The organism is Bacillus sp. ISL-7 (genome assembly GCF_018613065.1).
In genome coordinates, this window is record NZ_JAGGQW010000003.1 from 31845 (window position 1) to 57260 (window position 25416).

At 40.9% G+C, this 25416-nt stretch carries 19 protein-coding genes; all 19 read left to right on the plus strand.

Features of this window, described 5'->3' with window-relative positions:
- Positions 1-84: 84 nt before the first annotated feature.
- Entirely contained in the window at positions 85-1146 is a 1062-nt protein-coding gene (gene mglB, locus J7E66_RS01275; RefSeq protein ID WP_214997652.1) for a galactose/glucose ABC transporter substrate-binding protein MglB, read from the plus strand.
- Between the two features lie 459 nt (positions 1147-1605).
- A complete protein-coding gene (mglA, locus tag J7E66_RS01280; protein ID WP_214997653.1) occupies positions 1606-3111 on the plus strand; it encodes a galactose/methyl galactoside ABC transporter ATP-binding protein MglA in 1506 nt (501 codons plus the stop codon).
- 11 nt (positions 3112-3122) lie between these two features.
- Positions 3123-4145: a galactose/methyl galactoside ABC transporter permease MglC gene (mglC, locus tag J7E66_RS01285; protein WP_168241726.1), complete on the plus strand. Its 1023-nt coding sequence runs from the start codon at positions 3123-3125 to the stop codon at positions 4143-4145.
- A gap of 338 nt (positions 4146-4483) precedes the next feature.
- Positions 4484-5719, plus strand: coding sequence for a Zn-dependent hydrolase (locus J7E66_RS01290; RefSeq protein WP_214997654.1), 1236 nt, complete (start codon positions 4484-4486; stop codon positions 5717-5719).
- A gap of 337 nt (positions 5720-6056) precedes the next feature.
- The gene (atoD, locus tag J7E66_RS01295; RefSeq protein ID WP_214997655.1) at positions 6057-6716 is read left to right on the plus strand and encodes an acetate CoA-transferase subunit alpha; all 660 of its coding nucleotides are present in this window, start codon (positions 6057-6059) and stop codon (positions 6714-6716) included.
- A complete protein-coding gene (locus J7E66_RS01300; RefSeq protein ID WP_251032689.1) occupies positions 6716-7381 on the plus strand; it encodes a 3-oxoacid CoA-transferase subunit B in 666 nt (221 codons plus the stop codon). Before atoD ends, J7E66_RS01300 begins: the two co-directional genes overlap by 1 nt.
- Before the next feature lie 382 nt (positions 7382-7763).
- Positions 7764-9203, plus strand: a complete 1440-nt coding sequence (locus J7E66_RS01305) for a GntP family permease (RefSeq protein ID WP_214997656.1) — start codon at positions 7764-7766, stop codon at positions 9201-9203.
- Positions 9204-9260: 57 nt separating this feature from the next.
- Entirely contained in the window at positions 9261-10046 is a 786-nt protein-coding gene (locus J7E66_RS01310) for a 3-hydroxybutyrate dehydrogenase (RefSeq protein WP_214997657.1), read from the plus strand.
- Positions 10047-10175: 129 nt separating this feature from the next.
- On the plus strand, positions 10176-11597 hold the full coding sequence (locus tag J7E66_RS01315; RefSeq protein ID WP_214997658.1) for a sigma-54 interaction domain-containing protein: 1422 nt from the start codon (positions 10176-10178) through the stop codon (positions 11595-11597).
- 242 nt (positions 11598-11839) lie between these two features.
- Positions 11840-13588 (plus strand): ABC transporter ATP-binding protein, encoded by a 1749-nt coding sequence (locus tag J7E66_RS01320; RefSeq protein ID WP_214997659.1) that lies wholly within the window; start codon positions 11840-11842, stop codon positions 13586-13588.
- Between the two features lie 23 nt (positions 13589-13611).
- Positions 13612-14286: a response regulator transcription factor gene (locus J7E66_RS01325; protein WP_214997660.1), complete on the plus strand. Its 675-nt coding sequence runs from the start codon at positions 13612-13614 to the stop codon at positions 14284-14286.
- Entirely contained in the window at positions 14283-15320 is a 1038-nt protein-coding gene (locus J7E66_RS01330; protein WP_214997661.1) for a sensor histidine kinase, read from the plus strand. The genes J7E66_RS01325 and J7E66_RS01330 overlap by 4 nt, the downstream gene beginning before the upstream one ends.
- Positions 15321-15491: 171 nt before the next feature.
- Positions 15492-17684 carry an alpha-galactosidase gene (locus J7E66_RS01335; RefSeq protein WP_214997662.1) on the plus strand — a complete coding sequence of 731 codons (2193 nt, stop codon included), beginning with the start codon at positions 15492-15494 and terminating at the stop codon, positions 17682-17684.
- A gap of 243 nt (positions 17685-17927) precedes the next feature.
- A complete protein-coding gene (glpA, locus tag J7E66_RS01340; protein WP_214997663.1) occupies positions 17928-19547 on the plus strand; it encodes an anaerobic glycerol-3-phosphate dehydrogenase subunit GlpA in 1620 nt (539 codons plus the stop codon).
- A complete protein-coding gene (locus J7E66_RS01345; RefSeq protein ID WP_214997664.1) occupies positions 19540-20691 on the plus strand; it encodes an FAD-binding protein in 1152 nt (383 codons plus the stop codon). Before glpA ends, J7E66_RS01345 begins: the two co-directional genes overlap by 8 nt.
- Positions 20684-21901, plus strand: a complete 1218-nt coding sequence (locus tag J7E66_RS01350) for an anaerobic glycerol-3-phosphate dehydrogenase subunit C (RefSeq protein ID WP_214997665.1) — start codon at positions 20684-20686, stop codon at positions 21899-21901. Before J7E66_RS01345 ends, J7E66_RS01350 begins: the two co-directional genes overlap by 8 nt.
- A gap of 201 nt (positions 21902-22102) precedes the next feature.
- A complete protein-coding gene (locus tag J7E66_RS01355; protein ID WP_214997666.1) occupies positions 22103-22672 on the plus strand; it encodes a glycerol-3-phosphate responsive antiterminator in 570 nt (189 codons plus the stop codon).
- A gap of 305 nt (positions 22673-22977) precedes the next feature.
- Positions 22978-23802 carry an MIP/aquaporin family protein gene (locus tag J7E66_RS01360; RefSeq protein ID WP_214997667.1) on the plus strand — a complete coding sequence of 275 codons (825 nt, stop codon included), beginning with the start codon at positions 22978-22980 and terminating at the stop codon, positions 23800-23802.
- A gap of 25 nt (positions 23803-23827) precedes the next feature.
- Complete coding sequence (gene glpK, locus J7E66_RS01365) at positions 23828-25318, plus strand: glycerol kinase GlpK (protein ID WP_214997668.1); 1491 nt, start codon at positions 23828-23830, stop codon at positions 25316-25318.
- The last annotated feature ends 98 nt before the right edge of the window (positions 25319-25416 follow it).

The window sequence follows — 25416 nt, forward strand, 5'->3', positions numbered from 1 at the left end:
TGTAAGGGCTTACAACGGGGTTAAGTGGATCGGTTCTGCTGCCTTACCAGAGTCTTTACTAAATAGTAAAAGGAGAATGACAACATGTTTAAAAAGAAAAAAGGTTTAATTCTATCTTTAACAGTTGCATCTAGTATTCTATTAGCAACAGGATGCAGTGATTCAACAAGCGGTACAGATTCTGGAAAAGGCAAGGACAACAGTCTTCCAGCAGTTGGGGCAACCATTTACAAATTTGATGACAACTTCATGTCCTATGTTCGCCGTGCAATGGAGACTTCAGCAAAAGATAAAGTAAAGCTCATGCTAAATGACTCGCAAAACGACGAAGCAAAACAGATTGAACAAGTTGATACCCTAATTGCTAAAGGAGCAAAATCTCTAGCAATTAATCTGGTTGATCCAAAAGCGGCGCAAACAATTGTGGACAAAGCAAAAGCAAAAGATCTTCCGGTTATCTTCTTTAATAAAGAGCCTGATGCAAGTGTATTAAAAGGCTATGATAAAGCTTACTATGTTGGAACAACATCTTCTGAATCAGGTGTACTTCAAGGTGAACTGATTGCAAAAGCTTGGGAAGCTAACAAAGATAAATATGACAAAAACAAAGATGGCAAGCTTCAATATGTATTACTAAAAGGTGAGCCAGGACACCCAGATGCAGAAGCTCGTACAAAATTTGCAGTGGATACTGTAAAAGAAAAAGGGATTCAAGTGGAAGAATTAGCTATGGATACAGCGATGTGGGATGCAATGAAGGCAACTGAAAAAATGGATGCGTGGCTTGCAAAATACAATGACAAAATCGAATTCGTTATTGCCAACAACGATGGTATGGCATTAGGTGCAATTGCATCTCTTGAAAAAGCAGGCTACTTCTCCGGCGACAAGTTCATGCCTGTTGTAGGTGTTGACGCGATTCCTGAAGCACTTGAAATGATTGAAAATGGCAAAATGGTTGGTTCCATCTTAAATGATGCGAAAAACCAAGGTAGCGCCACTATTCAGCTAGCAGCAAATGCAGCAAACGGCAAAGATGTATTAGACGGAACTGAGTGGAAGCTAGACGATAATAAAGCAGTTCGTGTTCCTTACATTGAAGTAACAAAAGATAATATCCAAGTTGGTAGAGACGCTTATAAGTAAGAAAAGCAGAAGCGCCTTGTCCAGGGGCGACAGGCATAAGACGAGCCGTCAAGAAGGTTGCTCTTGACCTTCTTGACGGATTGGCTTATGACCCCGAGCCCCTAGGCGCTGGAGCTAGACAGTAAGAAAAGCAGAAGCGCCTGCCCAGGGGCGACAGGCATAAGACGAGCCGGCGAGAAGGTTGCTCTTTGACCTCTTGACGGATTGGCTTATGACCCCGAGCCCCTAGGCGCTGGAGCTAGACAGTAAGAAAAGCAGAAGCGCCATGTCCAGGGGCTGGAATCAGCCCCTTGGCGCTCCTCGAACAAAGGAAAAGCAGACGCTTTTCCTTCGTTCGGGGTAAGACTCCAAATATTTGGAGCTGGATACCGCAATAAAATTATTACTCTCTTTAAAAGTTTGAGAAGCATCCCATGGAGCTCTCATATTTTTTTAAATGGTTTCAGAGGAGGTTCGCTCATGTCAGAATCAAGTACAACCAATTTACTAGAAATGCTGAATATAACCAAAAGGTTCCCAGGGGTACTCGCTTTAGACAATGTTTCCCTAAAAGTAAAGCCTGGATCGGTCCATGCCTTAATGGGCGAAAACGGTGCAGGAAAATCGACGTTGATGAAATGCTTATTCGGCATCTATTCGATGGATGAAGGCAAAATTCTCTTTGGTGGGAAAGAAGTTTCCTTTGCCAATTCGAAGCAAGCCCTCGAAAACGGAGTTTCCATGGTACATCAAGAACTAAATCAGGTACGTCAACAGAATGTTATGGATAATATTTGGCTGGGGCGTTATCCGAAAAAGGGCATTTTCATCGATGAAAAGAAAATGTACGAAGATACAGCGGCTATTTTTAAAAGTCTTGATATCAGTATTAATCCACGCAGTAAGGTGAGTACGCTTTCTGTTTCCGAAATGCAGATGGTGGAAATTGCAAAAGCTGTTTCCTATCATTCTAAAATTATAGTAATGGACGAACCAACCTCCTCTCTAACAGAGACGGAAGTAAATCATCTGTTCAGAATCATCAAAAGGCTTCAAAGTGAGAACGTTGCGATTATCTATATTTCACACAAAATGGAGGAAATCTTAAAGATTTCAGACGAAGTAACGATCATGCGTGATGGTCAGTATATAGCAACAAAAAGTTCGAAGGACCTAACAACCGATGAAATTATTAAATTGATGGTAGGACGTGACCTTTCACAACGGTTCCCTGAAAAAATAAACAAACCAGGGGAATTAATATTGAAAGTATCAGATTTGACTGCAGAAACACAGCCTTCTTTTTCTAATGTCGGCTTCGAGTTAAGAAAAGGCGAAATCTTAGGTATTGCCGGATTGGTTGGCTCGAAACGGACCGAGGTGGTTGAAGCATTATTTGGAATGAGGGCGCTAACATCAGGAACGATTGAATTAAATGGCAAGGTAGTTAAAAACCATTCACCGCAGCAAGCCATCAAAAATGGCTTTGCCCTTGTGACGGAAGAAAGAAGATCAACCGGTATTTTCCCAGAACTAAGCATTAGCTTTAACTCGATCATTTCTAACATGAAGCAATATAAAACAAAAAGCGGATTCTTATCTGACCGCAAAGTCGCCGATGATACCCAGTGGGTAATTGACTCCATGAAGGTAAAGACACCTTCTCAAAAGACATCGATTGGAAGTCTATCAGGTGGTAACCAACAGAAGGTAATTATTGGCCGATGGCTGCTAACAAAACCAGATATTTTATTGCTAGATGAACCAACTAGGGGTATTGATGTCGGGGCAAAGTTTGAAATTTATCAGCTCATTAACCAATTAGCTGCGGAAGGAAAAGGAATTATCATGATTTCTTCCGAAATGCCTGAGCTTTTGGGTGTAACCGACCGAATTTTAGTCATGAGTAATGGAAAAGCAGCTGGAATTGTTGAGACTCACGCAACATCTCAAGAAGAAATTATGCAATTAGCAGCTTTGTATTAGGAGGAATGGATATGAATACTCAAGCTTCAAAAAAATCAAGCGTATCAAAATGGCTTGTTGATAACGTAATTTATGTAGTTTTAATCCTTCTTGTCGTCGGAATTGTCGCTGCTTCTCCGGACTTTTTATCGATGACAAACTTAATTAATATCTTAAGTCAATCATCCTCACGTATTATTATCGCACTTGGGGTAGCAGGTATCTTAATTACTGCAGGTACTGACCTTTCAGCGGGCCGGATGGTTGGACTTGCTGCCGTCATATCAGCCTCGATGCTGCAAGCAGGGGATTATGCTTATCGAATGTATCCAAACCTGCCGGAATTACCATTAATTGTTCCGATTGTCATTGCGATGGTAGCAACAGGTATCATTTCAGCATTAAACGGTGTTATTGTAGCAAAATTTCACGTTCCTCCATTCATTGCTACCTTAGGTATGATGATTGGTGTTTACGGACTGACTTCAATTTATTTTGACCGCCCGCCATATGGTGCGCAGCCAATTGGTGGTTTAAGCCAAGCCTTTACAACGTTTGCGCAACGCGGTATAAAAATTGGCCAATATGAATTTCCATACCTCATTATTTATGCCATTGTAGTATCACTTATCATTTGGGTAATTTGGAATAAAACACAGCTAGGTAAAAATATGTACGCCATTGGTGGCAATCCAGAAGCTGCTAAGGTTTCGGGTGTAAACGTGGCAAGAAACCTGATTATCATCTACACGATCGCAGGTCTTCTTTACGGCTTAACAGGTACACTGGAAGCTGGACGTGTAGGTAGTGCAACAAATAACACAGGTAACATGTATGAACTAGATGCAATCGCAGCCTGCGTAGTCGGCGGTGTATCACTATCAGGTGGAATTGGAACCGTCCCTGGTGTTATCACAGGGGTACTGATTTTCCAAGTCATCAACTACGGTTTAGCCTTCCTTGGCGTAAGCCCATACATTCAATTCATCGTAAAAGGCTTAATCATCATCGTCGCAGTAGCCTTTGACATGCGTAAACACGCAAAGAAAAAATAAGTAGATTGGTATTTAAAATTTGGTGTCAGGCACCGTTCGTGGACAAATGTCCACGAGCGGTGCCTGACACCTTTTTATATTTTGTGATGTTACCAATACATACAAACTATAAAACAATTTGTATGTAAGATTTGATGTTTTGTCTAATGACAGGCCTTAGCAGTGGTGTATAATTAAATTGTTGTCTGAATATTTACTTAAATTTAATAATAGGCTTACTTTGGACCCCAGAACAGCTTCAAAATCAAAAGTCCGCAAATTTCTGTTTTTATCCTCCACGAGATTTTTAACATTGAATTATGCACTTAATCTCAGATAAAAAAGGGGAGTGTTTAATCATGCAACGACAAAAATTATTGATCAATGGAGAAAGACTGAAGACGACATTAGAACAATTTGCAAACTTTGGCCGGACAGAAAACAATGGGGTCACAAGGTTGTCCTTATCCAAGGAAGATATCCGGGTAAGGGATTACTTCCGTTCTTGCTGCGAGGAATTAGGGTTGACAGTCAAGGTTGATGATATGGGCTGCATGTATGCGACACTGGCTGGGAAAGAAGAAAAACCGCCAATTCTTATTGGCTCCCATTTGGATTCGGTGAAAAAAGGCGGCCGTTTCGATGGTGTCTTAGGGGTAGTGGCTGGCTTAGAAGTGATTCGAACGTTGGTGGAGAATCAAATTAAACCACAAATTCCGATCACGATTGTTAACTTTACGAATGAAGAAGGTGCGCGGTTTGAGCCTTCAATGATGGCTTCAGGTGTACTCTCTGGTAAATTTGAGAAGTCAGTTATGTTAAAAAAGGTAGATTCAGAGGGAGTTACTTTTGGGGAGGCTTTAAAGTCGAGCGGGTACGAAGGCGATGTGGAGAATCGATTAAAAGAGGCATCGGCCCTTTTAGAGCTCCACATTGAACAAGGACCGATCCTTGAAAAAGAGGCACTCTCAATCGGTGTCGTAGAATGTGTGGTAGGAATGGCTTGCTATGAGATTGAAGTAACAGGGGAATCCGACCACGCGGGCACAACTCCAATGAAGATGAGAAAAGATGCCTTGTTTGCCACTAATAACTTAATCAATGAAATCCGCAGGCGGTTAGGAGTTTTAGATGAAGATTTAGTCTTCACGATTGGCAGAGTAAACGTGTATCCAAGCATCCATACGGTCATTCCGAACAAGGTCATCTTTACTCTTGAAGCACGTCATAAGGACATGGAAATTGTCCGTACGGTTAAAAACTTCATCGAAGCACTTCCGAATTTAACCTCGTTAAATGAAGGCTGTGAGGTAAAAACAACAAAATTATGGGAGCGGGACACCGTTTGGTTCGAACCGGAAGTCTGCCAACTTTTAGAAGAATCGGCACGGACGCTCGGGTACTCTAATAGAAGAATGGTTAGTGGTGCAGGCCATGATGCGCAATTCATTGCTAGCTTTGTTCCAACGGCCATGCTATTTGTCCCTAGTATTAACGGCAAAAGCCACTGTGAAGAAGAGTTAACCACTTGGGAAGATTGCGAAAAAGGGATCAATGTTTTATTGGATACGGTTTTAACGATGTTAGCAAAATAGTTTTTAATTAAATAAGCTAGCTTTAAAGGGACCTTTTCGTGATGCGGAAGGGTCTCTTTTTTACTTTGGCTTGTTCCTCTTGCCTATACAGCAGTACTGTGGGCTGTATTTATGCTTATTAGCAGTGGGTTTTACGGAGCGGATTCTTGGTTGTTTTATAGTATTTTTCATCTGGCATTCGCACCAATCTACTTTATGGCTATTGCTCCCCGTAATATTGATTTTCAAAAGACTTCGGACATTGCCTTAAGGGACTCTATTTTTGGCACACTTCTTGCATAATAAATGTATGTAACTAACACTAATTTCATTTAATTCTTTCAGGAGGTGCGTTGTAGTGAATAAAATTATTTCAATAGAGGAAATTTCCTCCATTCTGACAGATGGAATGACCATTATGGCAGGTGGGTTTATGGGGGTAGGTACACCACAACAACTGGTAACTGCCCTGCTTGAAGCAGATGTGAAGGATTTAACGCTAATCGCAAATGATACCGCTTTCATAAAAACGGGTGTTGGACCTTTAATTGTAAACAAACGAGTAAAGAAGGTAATTGCATCACATATTGGCACAAATCCTGAAACCGGCAAACAAATGATTGCTGGTGAACTGGAAGTGGAACTAGTTCCCCAGGGAACACTTGCTGAACGTGTTCGTGCCGGAGGGTCTGGCCTTGGCGGAGTGTTGACTCCCACCGGTGTTGGAACTGTAGTCGAAGAAGGCAAAGAAAAGATCACCGTCGATGGCCGTGAATATTTACTCGAAAAACCGCTTCGCGCTGAAGTTGCCATTCTTAAAGCATTTAAAGCAGATAAAGCTGGCAATTTGATTTATCATCGTTCGGCCCGGAATTTTAACCCATTGATGGCCTTAGCAGCAGATCTCGTGATTGTTCAAGTAGAACAAATCGTTGAAGTTGGAGAAATTGACCCGGATGAAGTAATGACACCCGGAATCTTGGTCGATAAAATTTTCGTTCAGGGAGGTAGTCGATAATGATAAAAACGCTAGTGAATCCAAAACAAATGATCGCTGCTCGTGTTGCGAAGGAATTGCAAGATGGAGATGTAGTTAACCTGGGGATTGGACTGCCGACTATGGTCCCAAACTACCTGCCTGGAAATGTTAACGTCATTCTCCAATCTGAAAATGGATATATCGGACTCGGTCCTGTAGACGGAGATATTGATCCGGATATGGTTAATGCGGGTGGGCAGCCTTCAGGTATTAATCCAGGAGGTGCGTTCTTCGACAGCCTTTTCTCATTCGAATTAATCCGTGGAGGACATGTGGACGTAACGGTCCTTGGAGGATTAGAGGTTGATGCGAAAGGCAACCTTGCTAACTGGATGGTTCCTGGAAAAATGGTGCCTGGTATGGGTGGAGCAATGGATTTAGTTACTGGAGCAAAGAAAGTTATTGTAGCAATGGAACATATGGCCAAAAACGGATCATCCAAAATATTAGAACAATGTCGATTGCCTTTGACTGGAAAGGGCGTAGTGGACCTGATTGTGACGGAACTAGCGGTCTTTCGTGTAACAGCTGAAGGATTCGTACTGGAGGAACTTCAAGATGGTGTCGAAATTGATACCGTTAAGGAAAAAACAGAAGCTGCTTTTACGATCAATCCAGCTATTTTAAAAGAAAAAAACGGTTAATTAATATGATAGAAAATGAAAAGTAAATCGAGTTTCATAGATTGCGAGGGATTAGGTATTTATCAAATGCTTTTAAAGCCAGTGTTTTAAATAAATCGATTCCGAAAAAACGGAAAATTCCGGATTTTCGGAATCTGATCGCACTGAATTTTCCAAATTTACGGAATCATAAACGAGAGTATAAAGGGTGGTTTTTGGTAACGTATAGTTATAAACTATTAATTTAGTATAATACTTGTATGATAATAAAGAAAATTTAAATTTTTTAGAAACTATAACCGATTTTGGCACGGAACTTGCATTTTTTTAAGTGAACTTTAGCCTGTAAACGCTTACCAAGGGGATGCTAAAGCTCATACAAAAAGTAAAAAGGGGGATTTAAATGCAATTATTTATTATTCTTTTGTCACTTGGGCTCTTAATGTTTGTTGCCTACCGAGGATTTTCTGTTATCTTATTTGCTCCGATCTGTGCACTTTTAGCTGTTGTACTTGTTGACCCAAGCCATGTTTTACCGTTCTTTTCCGGTGTGTTCATGGAAAAAATGGTCGGATTCATTAAATCATACTTCCCAGTGTTCCTATTAGGAGCCATTTTTGGAAAAGTAGTTGAAATGTCTGGGATTGCAGAATCCATAGCTAAGACGATTGTCCGTTTGCTTGGTGCAAAACGTGCGATGCTAACCATTGTATTATTAGGCGCCATATTAACATATAGCGGTGTAAGCTTATTCGTAGCTGTTTTTGCAATTTACCCATTTGCTGCTCAAATGTTCAGGGAAGCGAATATTCCTAAACGCTTAATTCCCGGAACGATTGCACTTGGTGCGTTCACATTCACTATGGATGCCCTGCCGGGAACACCACAAATTCAGAACGTTATACCAATTCAATTCTTTAAAACAGATATTTATGCGGCACCAACACTTGGAATTATCGGGGCTATTTTTGTCTTAACTCTAGGGCTGCTTTATCTGGAGATGAGAAGGAGAAAGGCAGCAAAAGCTGGGGAAGGTTATTATGGATTTGAAGCCGAAACTGCGGCTGCATTGGATTTGGCGGAATCAAGTCAAAAGGACGTAACCGTTCCAGATTTAACGACTCATCAATCTGTTTTAAAGCAAATTTTAGCGTTTGTACCGCTTGTGCTGGTAGCTGTTTCAAATAAATTGTTCATTACCTACATACCAAAATGGTACCCGAACGGTTTTGATTTTACTGCGATTGGCTTAAAAGCATATACAGTAGATGTTCCTACTGTTGCAGCTATCTGGGCCATTGAAATGGCCTTAGTCGTGGGGATCGTCACGTCACTTGCCTTCGATTGGAAGCGTGTGACAGTAAACTTTAAAGAAGGACTAAACCTCAGTATTGCCGGAGCATTGCTTGCAACGATGAATACAGGTGCCGAATACGGTTTTGGCGGTATTATTTCCTCGCTTCCAGGATTTGCAAAAATCAGTGACGGGATTTCTAGTACCTTTACGAATCCACTTGTTAACGGTGCTGTTACTACAAGTTCACTAGCAGGTATTACAGGCTCTGCCTCTGGTGGTATGGGTATTGCTTTAGGAGCGATGGCTGATAAATACAATCAGGCAATTACTGCGGCTAATATTCCACCAGAGGTTATGCACCGTGTTGTCGCCATGGCATCCGGTGGTATGGATACACTTCCACATAACGGTGCCGTCATTACCTTACTCGCCGTTACAGGATTAACACACAAACAATCGTACCGCGACATTTTCGCCGTAACAGTTATTAAAACCATAGCCGTTTTCTTTGTTATTGGTCTTTACACTTTATTTGGGATTATCTAAAGACATTGCGCGTAAATATAGAAGAATAGTTGTCTAGTTATAAAGGAGGATTCTCGTATGAACAAGTCATTAGAAGGAAAAACAGCATTTATTACAGGATCTGCAAGTGGGATTGGATTAGAAATCGCAAAGGCGTTTGCACAGGAAGGCGCAAAAGTGGTGATCTCCGATTTAAATGTTGTTAAAAGCGAAGAAGTGGCTGCTGAATTAAGGGAGCAAGGATTTGAAGCATTATCGGCGCCATGTGATGTGACCGATGAGGAAGCATTTAAAAATAGTCTTGAGTCAGCTTATAAAACGTTCGGAAGTATTGATATTTTAGTCAATAATGCAGGAATGCAGTATGTATCACCAATTGAGGAATTTCCGACTGAGAAATTTGAATTACTGGTAAAAATCATGTTAACCGCCCCATTTATTGGGATTAAAAATGTATTCCCAATCATGAAGAAACAAGGCTTTGGAAGAGTAATCAATATGGCTTCGATTAATGGTGTAATCGGGTTTGCTGGCAAGGCTGCCTACAATAGTGCCAAACACGGCGTCATTGGTTTGACAAAGGTTGCAGCATTGGAAGGTGCAGCAGACGGAATCACCGTAAATGCTTTATGTCCTGGTTACGTGGATACACCACTAGTAAGAAATCAATTGGGAGACTTGGCTAAAACAAGAAATGTCAGCTTAGCCAGTGTGATTGAAGAAGTACTCTTCCCGCTGGTTCCACAAAGAAGGCTATTATCCGTAACAGAAATTGCTGATTATGCTGTCTTTTTAGCCAGTGATAAAGGTAGAGGCGTTACAGGTCAAGCAGTCATTCTAGATGGCGGCTACACGGCCCAATAGTTCCAAATAGAGAATCCTATTCGATTGTTCGAATAGGATTTTCATATTGTATGAAAATGCCTCCATTCACTCAAATCAACGTACTCGTTTGGTATAATTATAATATCTAAGGTGTAGAGGTGGAAAAGAATGTACCAAGGATTTGAGAATATCCCCAATAAATGGCATGAGCAAATGATTCATCTATTAGCAGAACGAATCGTAGTCGTCGATCATGATGGGACTATTCTTTATATAAATGAGGCATATTGTGAGTTTTTAGGAACGACTGTTAAAGATGCTGTCAACCGGCCTGTACAAGAGGTCATTGAAAATTCTCGCATGCACATTGTCGTCAAAACAGGACAAAAAGAACTTGCTGCTCTTCATCCGATTAATGGAAGTGAAATGATTGCAAACCGTTTCCCAATCATTGAGGATGGTAAAATCGTCGGGGCGGTGGGAACTGTCATGTTCCGTACCCCTGAGGAATGGCGGATGTATAAAACAAAAATCCAGGGGCTAGTTGAAGAATTAAAGTATTATAAAACAAAACTGGAAAAAGAGCTGAAAAGTAAGTACCAATTCAATGATTTAATTGGAAAGAGCTCTACTTTTCTAGCAACCAAAAAACTAGCAGAAAGAATATCAGGAAGCAACTCATCCGTTTTATTGATCGGGGATTCTGGCACGGGCAAGGAATTATTCGCACATGCCATTCATAATAGCAGCATGCGTGCCTCCTTACCCTTTGTTGCGATCAATTGTGCTTCAATACCTGAACATTTACTAGAATCGGAACTGTTTGGTTATGATGACGGTGCGTTTACAGGAGCAAAGAAAGGCGGAAAGAAGGGGCAGTTCGAAATTGCCAACAATGGTACACTTTTTCTAGATGAAATAGGCGACATGCCACTTTCGATGCAAAGTAAGCTTTTGAGGGTGCTGCAGGAAAAAGAGATTCAGCGAGTCGGAGGTCAAAAGTCTATTACAGTAGATGTGCGAATCATTGCAGCAACACACCGGGATTTAGAGAAACTGGTGGAAGAAGGAAAGTTTCGTAAGGATTTGTATTATCGATTAAATGTTATCAAAATAGAAATTCCCCCTCTTAGAGAACGAAAAGAGGATATTCCGCTAATCTCTAAAAGCTTATTGAAGAAGTTAGAGGGGAAATTTTACCGCAAAGGAATTGAGCTATCTACTGTGGTAAAAGAGAGACTAATGGAGCATTCATGGCCGGGAAACATCCGGGAACTTGAGAATGTCTTGGAACGATCCATCAATGTTCTGGATGGGAAAACGATTGAAATGGTCCACCTGCCATTATACTTACGTGACATGGAACCGGAGACTAACTTTGTTAAGGGAGCTAATACCAAGAATCTTGAGACGACGCCAAAACCGCTATTACCGATTTTCTCATTGAAAGAAACACTTGCTCATGCCGAGAAGAAAGCCATTTTAAATGCATTAGAGGTGACAAATGGCAATAAGCTGGAGGCTGCTAAACTACTGGAAATTGGGAAAACTAGTTTCTATGAAAAATGTAAATTGTATGCTATTAGATAGTAACAATAATTAATTTGGGACTTCATTTCCAACTCCAAAAGAGTAGGTGGAAGTAAGTCGATCTTGTTAGGGTGTCAGGCACCGGCCGTGGACAAATGTCCACGGCTGGTGCCTGACACCTTTTTTAAGCTATTCTTTATTGGCAGTTCATATTCAATTCATATATTCTTTGTATAATCGAGTTTGTAATTGAGAATGTAGACTTGAAATTAATGTGACCTTTAGAAGGGATGTAAATATATATGACGGAAGTGAAGATAGAGAAGGGCTGGCGCCAATTTATTCGATTGGTTCAACATACCAACCCATCTAAATTGCTCCTTGGTATCGCTCTTTTATTAAGTTTAGGTACCACAATAGTGGGGCTATTGGTCCCGCTGTTTACAAAAAATCTTATTAATGATTTTTCGATTAGCTCTTTAAGTACGGGTAGGATTCTTCTTCTTGTTACTGCGCTTTTAATTCAAGCAGTGGCTAGCGGGATATCCATCTATTTATTAAATCATCTCGGCCAATCTGTTGTGGCCGGGATTCGAGACCGTTTATGGAAAAAGCTGCTCGTCTTACCGGTACCGTTTTATGATGAAAATCAAACCGGCGAAACCGTCAGTAGAATGACCAATGATACAGCGGTGGTCAAAGGATTAATTACCGATCATCTCGCCAATTTCCTATCAGGAACGATTTCCATCATTGGTTCGATTGTTGTTTTGCTGCTATTGGATTGGAAAATGGCTTTGCTCATGTTTATAGCACTGCCGCTTGCAGCAGTTATATTAATGACACTTGGAAGAAAGATGCATCAGGTGCCAAAAGGGATGCAAACCGAAACAGCACGTTTTACCTCAGTTCTCCAGCAAGTTTTATCAGAAATACGATTAGTCAAAGCTTCCAACGCCGAGGCAATCGAGTATAAGAATGGTAAAAACGGGATCACACAATTGTTTCAATATGGGTTGAAAGAGGCGAAGATTCAAGCATTAATCTCACCCCTGATTGGTTTAGTAATCATGGTATTACTAGTCGTCATTCTAGGTTACGGTGGAATGAGGGTATCATCAGGTGCATTAATGGCGGGTGATTTAGTTGCCTTTATTATGTATCTGTTTCAAATCGTCATGCCAATGGGGCAATTAGCCGCCTTCTTTACCCAATTTCAAAAAGCAACCGGTGCCACAGAACGAATTATCACCATCATGGATATGAACGAGGAAGAAGACCATTCGAATCAGGATGTTCATAATGTGAATCAATCGATCACTGTAGAGGATCTGAACTATTCTTATAAAAATGGGGAAGACGTACTTAAGAATATTAGCTTTTCCGCAGAAGCAGGCAAGGTGACTGCGATTGTCGGTCCAAGCGGGAGCGGAAAAACGACCCTATTTTCTTTATTGGAGCGTTATTATCAACCGCAACAAGGCGCAATTCGTCTGGGGCAAGAACCGATTAATCAATTCTCCCTGTTTTCCTGGAGAAGTCAAATTGGCTATGTATCACAGGAAAGCCCGATTATTGTGGGAACGATTCGTGATAATATTTGTTACGGAATGGATAAAAAAATTGAGCAGGCAGATATCGAAAGGGTGGCAAAAATGGCCTTTGCGGACCAATTTATTGCGGAACTGCCAAGCGGGTATGATACAGAAGTTGGTGAAAGAGGAATAAAATTATCGGGTGGGCAGCGACAGAGGATTGCGATTGCTCGTGCCTTTTTAAGGGACCCCCAAATTTTAATGTTAGATGAAGCAACTTCCAGTCTTGACAGCAAATCAGAACGTGTTGTTCAACAGGCATTGCAAAATTTAATGAAGGGAAGAACCACCCTCGTAATTGCGCATCGTCTGTCAACGGTGATCGATTCTGATCAAATTATCTTTTTGGATAAAGGGAAAATTACCGGAAGCGGTACACATGAACAACTTTTAAGAACTCACTCCTTGTATCGTGAATTTGCCGAGCAGCAATTACGGATCAACGAACCTGCTTAATAGAAGGAAAGGAATGAGGATGAATGACAAAAGTTCTAATGGTCGATGATGATGCCAATATTCGCGAACTAATCCAACTTTTTTTAAAAAAAGAAGGATTCGAACTTTATGAGGCATCAGATGGTGTAATGGCATTACAACTGATGGAAAAAGTAAAGATGGATTTAGCGATCATTGATATTATGATGCCAAATATGGATGGCTGGGAATTATGCAAAGAGCTGCGGGAATTTAGTGATATTCCCATCTTAATGCTGACCGCCAAAGGGGAAACAACACAAAAGCTGAAAGGATTCGAGTTGGGAGCGGACGATTATCTAGTTAAACCCTTTGACCCAATGGAGTTAACCGCTCGAGTTAAAGCATTATTAAAACGGTATAATATAACGGTTTCGCAAACGATTACGATTAATGAATTTAAATTGAATCGAAAAACACATGAAATTTCTTTTAAAAATAAGGAGTATACGATTCCGTTGAAGGAATTCGAGCTGTTGTTTAAACTGGCCAGCTATCCTGGAAAGACGTTTTCACGAGAGGTGCTCATCGAAGACATTTGGGGCTATGACTATGGAGGAGACGAACGAACGGTAGATGTTCATATTAAAAGGTTAAGAGAGCGGTTTCCAGAAAGAGAATTCCCGTTCCGGATTCAGACGATTTGGGGATTAGGCTACCGCTTTGAGGTAAAATCATGAAGATTAAGCGCTTTTTTCAACATGTATTTGGGGTTGTCTTTTTCTTTGTATTTGTCTCTTTTGGTTTTTCAGCAGGCTATTTCATTGTCTCCGGAACTTATCGATTATTCGATTTTCATACATCCGATTACTTTCGTCATATGGCATCGGTAATTACTAGTTTATTGACGATGAGCTTAGTTGGTTTTCTTATGTCTTTATTCACTCGTTCAAGGCGACGCAATCTCTTTCATGAAGTACTGGATGCATTAAATAGGATTTCTAAAGGTGATTTTAATGTATACCTCGATTTAAAGGCTGGTAAAAGAAATCAATTCACGAGTCTGATTGACCATATTAATCATATGGCTAAGCAATTAAAGCAGTTGGAAGAGATGCGGCAGGAGTTTATTTCAAATGTCTCACATGAAATTCAGTCGCCGCTGACGTCGATCATGGGTTTTGCAAGAGCACTTCAATATGGCCAGCTTTCGATTGATGAAAGAGGTCATTATCTCAGTATTATTGAAACAGAAAGCAAAAGATTATCGAAATTAAGTGATAATCTTCTAAAACTAACCTCACTAGAATCCAAGCATCATCCCTTTGAGCGACATAGCTATCGGTTAGACCAACAATTACGGACAATTATATTGGCCTGTGAACCGCATTGGATTGAAAAGGAACTGGAACTGGATGTGTCCCTCGAGAAGGTCATCATCATTGCGGATGAAGATTTGATGAGCCAGGTATGGACCAATCTGATTCACAATAGTATTAAATTTACTGAAAAGCGCGGAAGTATTCGTGTCCATCTCCAGCAGGTCGATGACAAAACGATCGTGAAAATTACCGATACGGGGATTGGCATCACGAAAAAAGATCAGATCCATGTATTTGAACGATTCTACAAAGCAGATAAGGCAAGGGACCGGTCAAAAGGCGGCAGCGGTTTAGGACTCTCCATCGTAAAAAAAATCATCGAAATGCACGAAGGAACCATCTGTGTTGACAGCGAAGAAGGGAAGGGAACCACCTTCACCATTACACTATAAAAACCATTTTTGTGTTGTTTTGGGTGTCAGGCACCGCTCGTGGACAAATGTCCACGAACGGTGCCTGACACCCTTTTAAATTTATTGTTCTGATATACATAGGGAAAATCATATTTATTAGGAAGATAAGTAAGTAATTTAGGTTATCTAACAATGGAGGAATGAGCGATCGTGCCAATTGATTGGGATGAAAAGGATAGGATTTTTCATTTGTACAATAGCAAGATTAGTTATTTGATTCAAATTGTCCATGGTAAATATCCCGCTCATTTGTATTGGGGCAAGATGGTTAAGACGCTGCATCCATCTTCCATTCTGGCGTTTAAAGGCAGGGCTTTTTCGCCGACTACTGAACCTTCTCTTCCGCAATTTTCACTTGATACGCTACCACAGGAATATCCAGCTTTTGGGAACGGGGACTTTCGTTCGCCGGCTTATCAGATCCGTTCTGCTGACGGAACTACGGTAACGGACTTTGTCTTTGATTCTCATGAAATTTTTCAAGGGAAACATACGCTTGAGGGATTGCCGTCTGCTTATGTCGAGGATAATTCTGATGCTGAAACATTAGTGCTAACACTGGTAGATTCCATGCTTGGGATCGGGATGAATCTACATTATACAATTTATCGTGATTTTGATGTGATAACGAGATCGGTCTCCTTTGAGCATCTTGGCAGCCATGATGTGGAAATACATAAATGTATGAGTATGTCAGTCGACATTCATCAATCAGATTGGGATTGGCTGCATCTTTATGGAACATGGGGGCGTGAGCGTCACATCGAAAGGCAGCCACTTAACCATGGGATTCAAATGATTTCATCAGCTCGGGGTTCAAGCAGCCATCAACATAATCCTTTTGTTGCGCTGCTTTCAAAAGACACCAACGAAGAATATGGGGATGTATTTGGCATCAGTTTGGTCTACAGTGGGAATTTTCAAGCTTCCATCGAAGTGGATCCTTATCAAACTTTCAGACTTAGCATTGGCATAAACCCCTTTGATTTTACATGGGTGCTGCAGCCGGGGGAAACCTTTCAAACTCCTGAGGCTTTAATGGTTTATTCCTCGGACGGGCTTGGAGGAATGTCCAGGACTTATCATAAATTTCTAAGGGAAAGGGTTTGTCGAGGGGTATACCGCGACAAAACACGCCCAATTCTATTTAATAACTGGGAAGCCACCTATTTTCATTTTAATGAAAAAAAACTTATCGACCTTGCGGATGCAGCAAAAGAGTTGGGTATAGAGCTGTTTGTATTGGATGATGGCTGGTTTGGGCATCGTGACAATGATAAAAGTTCGTTGGGTGATTGGTTTGTTTTTAAGAAAAAACTTCCGAATGGTTTAAACGGATTGGCTGATTATATCCAAAAAAAGGGGATGCAATTTGGGATATGGGTCGAGCCGGAAATGGTTTCTCCTGACAGTAATTTGTATCAGAAGCATCCCGATTGGTGTATCCATGTACCGGGACGGAACCGAACACAGTCCAGAAATCAATTAATTCTTGATTTAAGCCGGGAAGACGTATGTAATTTTTTAATCGAAACGCTGACCGAAGTCTTTAGCAGTGCTAAGATCTCCTATGTGAAATGGGATATGAATCGAAATATGACGGAGGTGGGTTCGGCTGCGCTTCCACCTCATAGGCAAAAAGAAACCGCACACCGTTATATGCTTGGCTTGTACCGAATCCTAGAAAAACTGACCGAACGATTTCCTAAGATTTTATTTGAAAGCTGTTCCGGAGGAGGAGGTCGCTTTGATCCTGGAATGCTCTATTATATGCCGCAAACTTGGACGAGTGATGATACTGATGCTGTTGAACGGCTTAAAATTCAATACGGAACAAGTCTCATTTATCCTGCCATTACAATGGGAGCGCATGTATCAGATGTGCCGAATCACCAGGTCGGTAGAACCACACCGCTTTTGATGAGATGCCATGTGGCGATGGCTGCAAATTTGGGATTTGAATTAAATATCGACAAGCTGAGTAGTGATGATAAGGAGGTGGTAATGGAGCAAATCAAACGATATCATCAAATCAAGGATATCGTCTGTTTGGGTGACTTATTCAGGCTGTTAAGTCCGTTTGATGGAATGGATTCGGCGTGGATGTATGTTTCACCGAATCAGGAAAGGGCTGCTGTTTTTTACTTTAAAACGTTGGCAACACCAAATCCACCGTTTTTCCGGCTGAAGTTGCGTGGACTAAAGTCGGATGAGTTATATAGAGTAAATAGGGGAGAACAGGAATATGTGGGCGATGAGCTTATGAAAATTGGATTAATGCTGCCATTGATAAAAAGAGATTTTACCTCGATTATTTACCACATTGAAGTATTCGAAAAGTAATCAAAAAAAAATACAAGCATTACCCTATATATCTCAATTAAAATTCACAATTTTGACATGCCATTTATCTGTGCAAAAAAATATTTTTGGTATATGCTTAAGTAGAAAATATAATAGCAGGCTTAGAGACTCGGAGAAAGCCATAAAAACCATTGGGAATGTTCATTACTATTCCTATGCGTTTTTATGGCTTTTTTGTGCGCAAAAATAACCCTTAAGAATGAAGTTGGGAGGGAATTGGATATGAGACAAAAACTAGAAACGGAAGTAATTGTAATAGGTGGAGGAATGACGGGAGCAGGAGTGCTCCGCGATCTATCCTTACGTGGCATAAAAGCGACATTAATAGAGCAACAGGACTTGGGACATGGAACCTCCACACGAAATCACGGTCTGCTCCATTCGGGTGCCCGATATGCTGTTCGTGACGAAGAAGCAGCAATTGAAAGTTATCGAGAAAACCTAATCTTAAAAAAAACGATTCCAGGTTCAATCGAGCAAACAGGTGGTTTATTCGTAAAAATACCTGAAGATGATGATCAATATATTCAAAAATGGCTGACATCTTGTCAAAAGGTGGGTATTCCTGTTGAAGAAATTCCAGTTGCCCACGCCTTACAGCAAGAACCTTTTTTAAGGAAGGACGTGCAGGCCGTGTATCGTGTCCCAGATGGTGCTGTCGACTGTTTTACGATGGTTGTTGATGTGGTAGCCGATGCGGTGAAACATGGTGCAAAGGCTTTGACCTATCATGAGGTGGTAGATGCATTAACAGAGCAAAACCGAGTCATAGGTGTACGTGTTCGCGATGTTTTTACAGGGGAGGAAAAGGAAATTTTCTCTCAGCTTGTTGTCAATGCAGCAGGTCCATGGGGAGCGGAAATTGCACAGTTAGCCGGTATTCCATTAAGAATGATTAATAATAAAGGAATGCTCGCGATTTTTAGCCATTGTATCAATAAGCAAGTTATTAATCGTCTGCGCATGCCCGGAGATGCTGACATTTTCGTTCCGGCCCATAATGTGACAATCTTTGGTACAACTGGAATGAATGTCGAAGATCCGAATGACTTTTCCTTAAGTCGACAAGAGCTCGAGGGTATGCTGGCTGAAGGGAAAAAGTTAATTCCAAAGATCAATGAATTACGGTTGATTCGTGCTTATAGCGGCAGCCGTCCACTATATCAAGAATCGAATGTGGCTGATGTAAGTGGGAGGAATGTTACCCGTGGAGTTGCGTTATTAGACCATCATACACGCGATGGATTGGACGGATTAGTCACGATTACAGGCGGGAAGTTGACAACCTTCCGCTTTATGGCGGAAAAAACAGTCGATTTGATTTGCAGAAAACTCGGGGTAAAGGCAAACTGTGCCACGGACCAGGAAATGGTCCCTCACCGGAACGCTGATGAGTTTTTCAAAGAAGTGGATATGGCTCCTGCTGCAAAACAAAAATTATTTCATTGGGCCGGTCCAAAGGCAAAGAAAATTGAATCAGCCTTAAAAGAGAAGCATTCAAATGTTGTCGTTTGTGAGTGTGAGCAAGTAACCTGGGCAGAAATTGAATCAGTCTTACCAGAGGAAGGCCGATTTCATCTAGGGGATATTCGACGTAGAACCCGCTTAGGCATGGGACCGTGTCAAGGAACCTTCTGCAATCACCGGACAGCAGCACTAGCTGTTGAGAAAGGAAAGACGACGATTGAGGAGGCTGAATGGGCACTTCACCAGGCAGTTTTTGAAAGGAAAAAAGGTATGGATGTGGTTGCTACGGGTGAAACCGCGAAGCAATTGCAGATGATGGAAACGATTTATAAAGTTTCTTTAGGACTTGGAGAGGGGGATTATCAACATGTATGATGTGGTTGTCTTAGGTCAAGGGTTATCGGGATTGATTTCTGCCATTTGGGCAAAAGAACAGGGGTATAGCACGGCATTAGTAGCCACTGGAACAGGGAAAATTATTCAATCAACCGGGGTGATGGACCTAATCCCTGGATCAGTGGAGGGATTAAATGAATGGGCAGAGCTTTGTCAAATGAGTAATTTGCAACTATCTCAATTGACAAGAGCAATAGAACAATTTAAAACTTTAACGAAAAAATTAGGATATCCGTACGAGGGTGAAATCGAGAAACTCTCTTCCATTGTTACTGGCTCCGGCCATGTGAAAAAGACAGCACTTTACCCTGAGACCATTTCTCCCCTTCCAGAAAAAGGTCATGTTGTGATCGTTGGGTTTGAGGAAGTAGTCGATTTTCAGCCCGCTTATATTAAAGGGAATTTACAAAAGGCTAGACCTCAGTTAGCTATAGATGTATTAAAAATTAAGTTAGGAAATCACTCGCAGCGGACGATGACACAATTAGATGCGGCACGGCTATTGGATCAAAAGGAAATTCGGAACCATTGTATCAACCAAATTAAACGGCGTATTGTTGAAGAGAATATCAGACAGGGCGATATGTTTATCTTTCCAGCATCACTTGGAGTTGAGCAATGGAAAGAAACAATGGAACAGTTTTCTTTTGAACTTAATGCAAAGATCACCGAGGCACCTGGCATGCCACCGAATACGACAGCCATCCGTCTCTATGAACGTTTGAAAAAAGAAGCAGTGAAATTAGGTGTGAGATTTTATGCAGACACCACCGTTACTGGGTGCACCATTGACGGAGAAGAAATCAAATCGTTGACTATCCATACCACAAATAGATTGACGAACCTTAACGGGAAACAATTTATCCTCGCAACCGGAGGGATTTTAGGTGGTGGATTGGAAGTAACCACGGAAGGGTTAAAGGATACGGCTTTACGACTGGAAACAGATGAAAAGGGAGCACTGCTTCATTGTCCAACCAACCTCTACCCAGTAGGTGCAAGCAGGGGTATTCAGGTTACGCAGAACGGTATTACCGGAGGTGTTTTTATCCTCTTATCGATTAATGAAATGATCGAACAACTTCGCCAGCAAATGATGTTAGGGGGAACACGTAGTGCTTGAGTTGCAATTTGCTGAATCCACATTTGATAAGTGTCTTAAATGTAATGCCTGTGTTGCAAGCTGTCCTGTTTCCAATACATCGTTGGAATTCGGCGGCCCGAAACATTTAGGACCTGAGTTAAAAAGGCTTATGGAAAATCAACAACTCCTCGATGATAAACGAATTGAATTATGTACGTTATGTGGCAATTGCGACATGTCTTGTCCGGAGAATGTCCATGTATCGACGTTGACCGCTTATTTAAAAGCGATTCATGCGGAGAAGTCGGGAACAAAATTCCGTGACTTGGTGTTAAGTAATGCTGAAATGGTAGGAAAACTGGCTTCCGCGTTTGCTCCTGTTACAAATCTTGCAATGGGCATGAAACCTGTAAGAAAAGTGATGGAGATGGTCATGGGAATTCCAGCAGAGCGACAATTTCCAAAGTATCGTTTTAATAATTTTAACCGTGTTTATACCAGAAAGTACGCCTATACGGAGCGCAAGGTCGCATATTTTGTTGGTTGTTATGCGACCTATAATGCTCCTGAAGTGGCAGAAAGCTTTATTAAAGTGATGGAGCATAATGGCATCGAGGTGGTTAAACCCGACCAAAAATGCTGCGGTGTTCCTATGTTCGCTAACGGACAAATGAAACAAGGATTGAAAAATGCGAACTACAATATTAATAGCTTTTTAGAGTATACCCGTCAAGGCTTTGACATTGTTGTCACCTGTACAAGCTGCACCCTTACGCTTAAAAAGGAGTATGTAGCTTATGTGAAGACAGAGGAAGTAAAGGAATTCGCCGGCCATGTCTATGATGCGGATGAATATTTGTTCATGCTAAAGGAAAATGGAGAGCTTAACATGGAATTTTCTCCAATGAAAGAAAGAGCAGGATACTATGCTCCATGCCATATGAAAGCACAAGGAATCGGAAATCCTGCAATGGATATTTTAGAGCTTATTCCCGGATATGAAATAAATGACGTCGGAGCTGGCTGCTGCGGGCAATGTGGCACTTTTGGATTTAAAACGGAAAAATATGATGTTTCGATGAAAATTGGCCGACCCATGGCAGAAGCAGTGAAGGAAGCAAATGCAGATTACACAGTGACAGAATGTGGTATGTGTAAAAATCAACTCGATCAACTGACTGAAAAAGCGGTTAAACATCCAATGCAAATAGTAGCAGAATCATATGAACGATCAAAAGCATTGGCTTAATATCCACTAGAAAGTTTCAGTCTATTTGGCAAACCGGCATGTAATATGTTTTCAATCAAGCTCTGATAAATGGAGATTTTCCATTTATTCACAGTTTCGACATCACCAAGCATAGTATTTCTAATTAAAGACTGTATTGAAGCCAAAAAGTGTTATAAAATAATAGAATAAGAGAACGAAGATGAAAGGTGAACAATGGGGATGAGCTTCTTTGGACAAAAGGTGTTACCCGCAATTCGAAAAATAGAAGATGTCGAAAAAATGATGTCTAGCAATTATGAATATCTTGTAATTTTGGATTTGCATGTTTCCAGACTGAAACCCATTTTTCAAATGGCGCAGGCAAACCATAAAAAGTTGATTATCCATATGGATTTAATTCATGGGTTAAAAAGTGATGAATACTCAACAGAATTTATTTGTCAGGAATTTAAACCATTTGGACTGATTTCAACTAAGGGAAGCGTTATTCTGAAAGCAAGGCAAAAAGGTGTAATATCAATTCAGCGTCTGTTTTTATTAGATACGAGCTCGATCGAAAAGAGTTTTGCGTTAATCGATCGTACCAAGCCAGATTTTATAGAAGTATTACCTGGAATTATGCCGAAAATTATTAAGGATATTCGCAATCGAACGCAAAGGGAAGTATTTGCTGGAGGATTTATTGACACCATTGAAGAGGTTGAACAAGCATTTGCAGCTGGAGCAATTACAGTAACAACATCCAAAAAAGATTTATGGAAATATTTTGAGCCAGAAAAGAAAAAGTAATAGAATACTAAATTGTACTCAAAAGTCATTCTTTATTTTCATAGAGAATGCTTTTTTATGTTGGTTTTCGGCAGCTACAGTAGATTAATATAGGCAAATAATGAGTGAAAATATGAAGATTTTGTGAATGTGTTGACAGCGCTTTCAGATGAATATTATACTAGTAATTAAGTTGATAATATGTGAAGAAGAGCCAGAGACTCACGGAATTCCCCTTTTTTTGGGATATTTCTGTGTGTCTCTTTTGTTTTTTCTGGATTATTTTCAATGGATAAAGATGTTTTTAAAAAAAGAGGAGGCTTATTATGACAGCTTTTTGGGGTGAAGTAATTGGCACGGCAATTTTAATTACGTTAGGTGCTGGCGTGTGTGCAGGTGTGAATCTGAAGAAAACACTCTCTAATGGAAGTGGTTGGATTGTGATCACGTTTGGTTGGGGATTTGCGGTAGCCGTTGCTGCATACTCAGTAGGTAAATTTAGTGGCGCCCATCTAAATCCTGCTTTAACCGTGGCGCTGGCGTTTACCGGTGATCTTCCGTGGAAAGAAGTCCCATCGTATATTTTCGGTCAAGTAATTGGAGCAATGATTGGTGCAACAATTATTTACTTCCAATACCTTCCACATTGGAGGGTAACAGAGGATCAAGGGGCGAAGTTAGGTACATTTGCAACAGGTCCTGCCATTCCGCATACTTTTGCAAATTTAATTAGTGAAATTATTGGTACATTTATTCTTGTTTTAGGAATATTAGCGATTGGTGCAAATAAATTTACAGATGGACTAAATCCACTTGTGGTAGGCTTCCTTATTGTTAGTATCGGTTTGAGTCTTGGGGGAACAACAGGATATGCGATCAATCCCGCCCGTGACTTTGGTCCAAGGTTAGCACATGCCCTTCTTCCAATTCCGGGAAAAGGAAGTTCTAACTGGGGATATTCATGGATTCCCATTGTAGGCCCAATCCTTGGAGGAAGTTTGGGAGGATTATTTTATAAAGCTGCCTTTCTCGGTAAAACAGACATGAGTCTTTGGTTTATAATAGGGGCAATTGTAGTTGTTCTTGCGATCGCTTCCGTAATGGGAAAGAAACCTCAGGAAACGGCCCGGATAGAAAAAGTCAGTGCATAATTTTAATTAAAGGGAGAGTTTATATATGGAAAAATACATTTTATCCTTAGATCAAGGTACAACAAGTTCACGTGCTATTCTTTTTAATAAAGAAGGGAAGATTGTCCAAGTCGCACAGCAGGAATTTCAACAATTCTTCCCTCAACCAGGTTGGGTAGAACATAATGCAAATGAAATTTGGGGTTCGATCCTAGCGGTAATGGCTTCTTGTTTGGCCGGGGCTAATGTAAAACCAGAACAAGTGGCTGGAATCGGTATTACAAACCAACGGGAAACAGCCGTTGTCTGGGATAAAGAAACTGGCCAACCGATATATCATGCAATTGTTTGGCAATCCCGCCAAACAGCAGCGATTTGTGAAGAATTGAAAGCAAAAGGATATGATCAATTATTCAGGGATAAAACAGGCCTTTTAATTGATGCTTATTTCTCTGGAACAAAAGTTAAATGGATTCTTGATAATGTAGAAGGTGCAAGAGAAAAAGCAGTGCGTGGAGAACTGCTATTTGGAACGATTGATACATGGCTTATTTGGAAACTATCTGGTGGAAAAGCCCATGTAACAGATTACTCCAATGCATCGAGAACATTGATGTACAATATTCATGACCTTAAATGGGATGAAGAGTTATTAGATATTCTTTCTGTGCCTGCTTCGATGCTTCCAGAAGTCCGCCCATCTTCAGAAGTATACTCAGAAACAGTTGATTACCACTTCTTTGGCTGTAATGTACCAATTGCCGGAGTGGCGGGTGACCAGCAAGCAGCGTTATTCGGTCAAGCATGTTATGATAAAGGAATGGCGAAAAACACTTATGGAACTGGCTGCTTTATGTTAATGAATACCGGAGAACAAGCAGTAAAATCAGAGCACGGTTTGTTAACAACAATTGCATGGGGTATTAACGGAAAAGTAGAATATGCATTAGAAGGAAGTATCTTTGTTGCCGGATCTGCCATTCAATGGCTTCGTGATGGGCTCCGTATGTTTAGAAACGCTGAAGAGAGCGAGAAATTTGCTACTAGTGTAGCATCTACTGACGGTGTTTATGTCGTTCCAGCATTCGTCGGGTTAGGAACACCTTATTGGGATAGTGATGTACGCGGTTCGGTCTTTGGCTTAACACGTGGTACAACGAAAGAACACTTTGTTCGCGCAACGTTAGAATCCCTTGCTTATCAAACAAAGGATGTCTTAACGTCTATGGAGGCGGATTCAGGTATTTCGCTTAAGGCTTTGCGTGTAGACGGCGGAGCTGTTGCTAATAACTTTTTAATGCAATTCCAAAGCGATGTGCTAGATGTTCCAGTGGAACGTCCAGAAATAAAAGAGACCACAGCATTAGGAGCTGCATATTTAGCAGGATTAGCGGTAGGTTATTGGGAAAGCCAAGAAGAAATCGCGACTCAATGGAATATGGATAAAGCATTTACACCAGATATGGCTGAAGAGGATCGAAACAATTTATATACAGGTTGGAAAAAGGCTGTAAACGCAGCTATGGCTTTTAAATAATCGTAATCTATGGTAAACTATACTTAAGTTAATATTTTGGCGGGAGAAACTCGAGAGGCCACAACAAAGCAATGGATTTAATATCATTGTGATTGTTG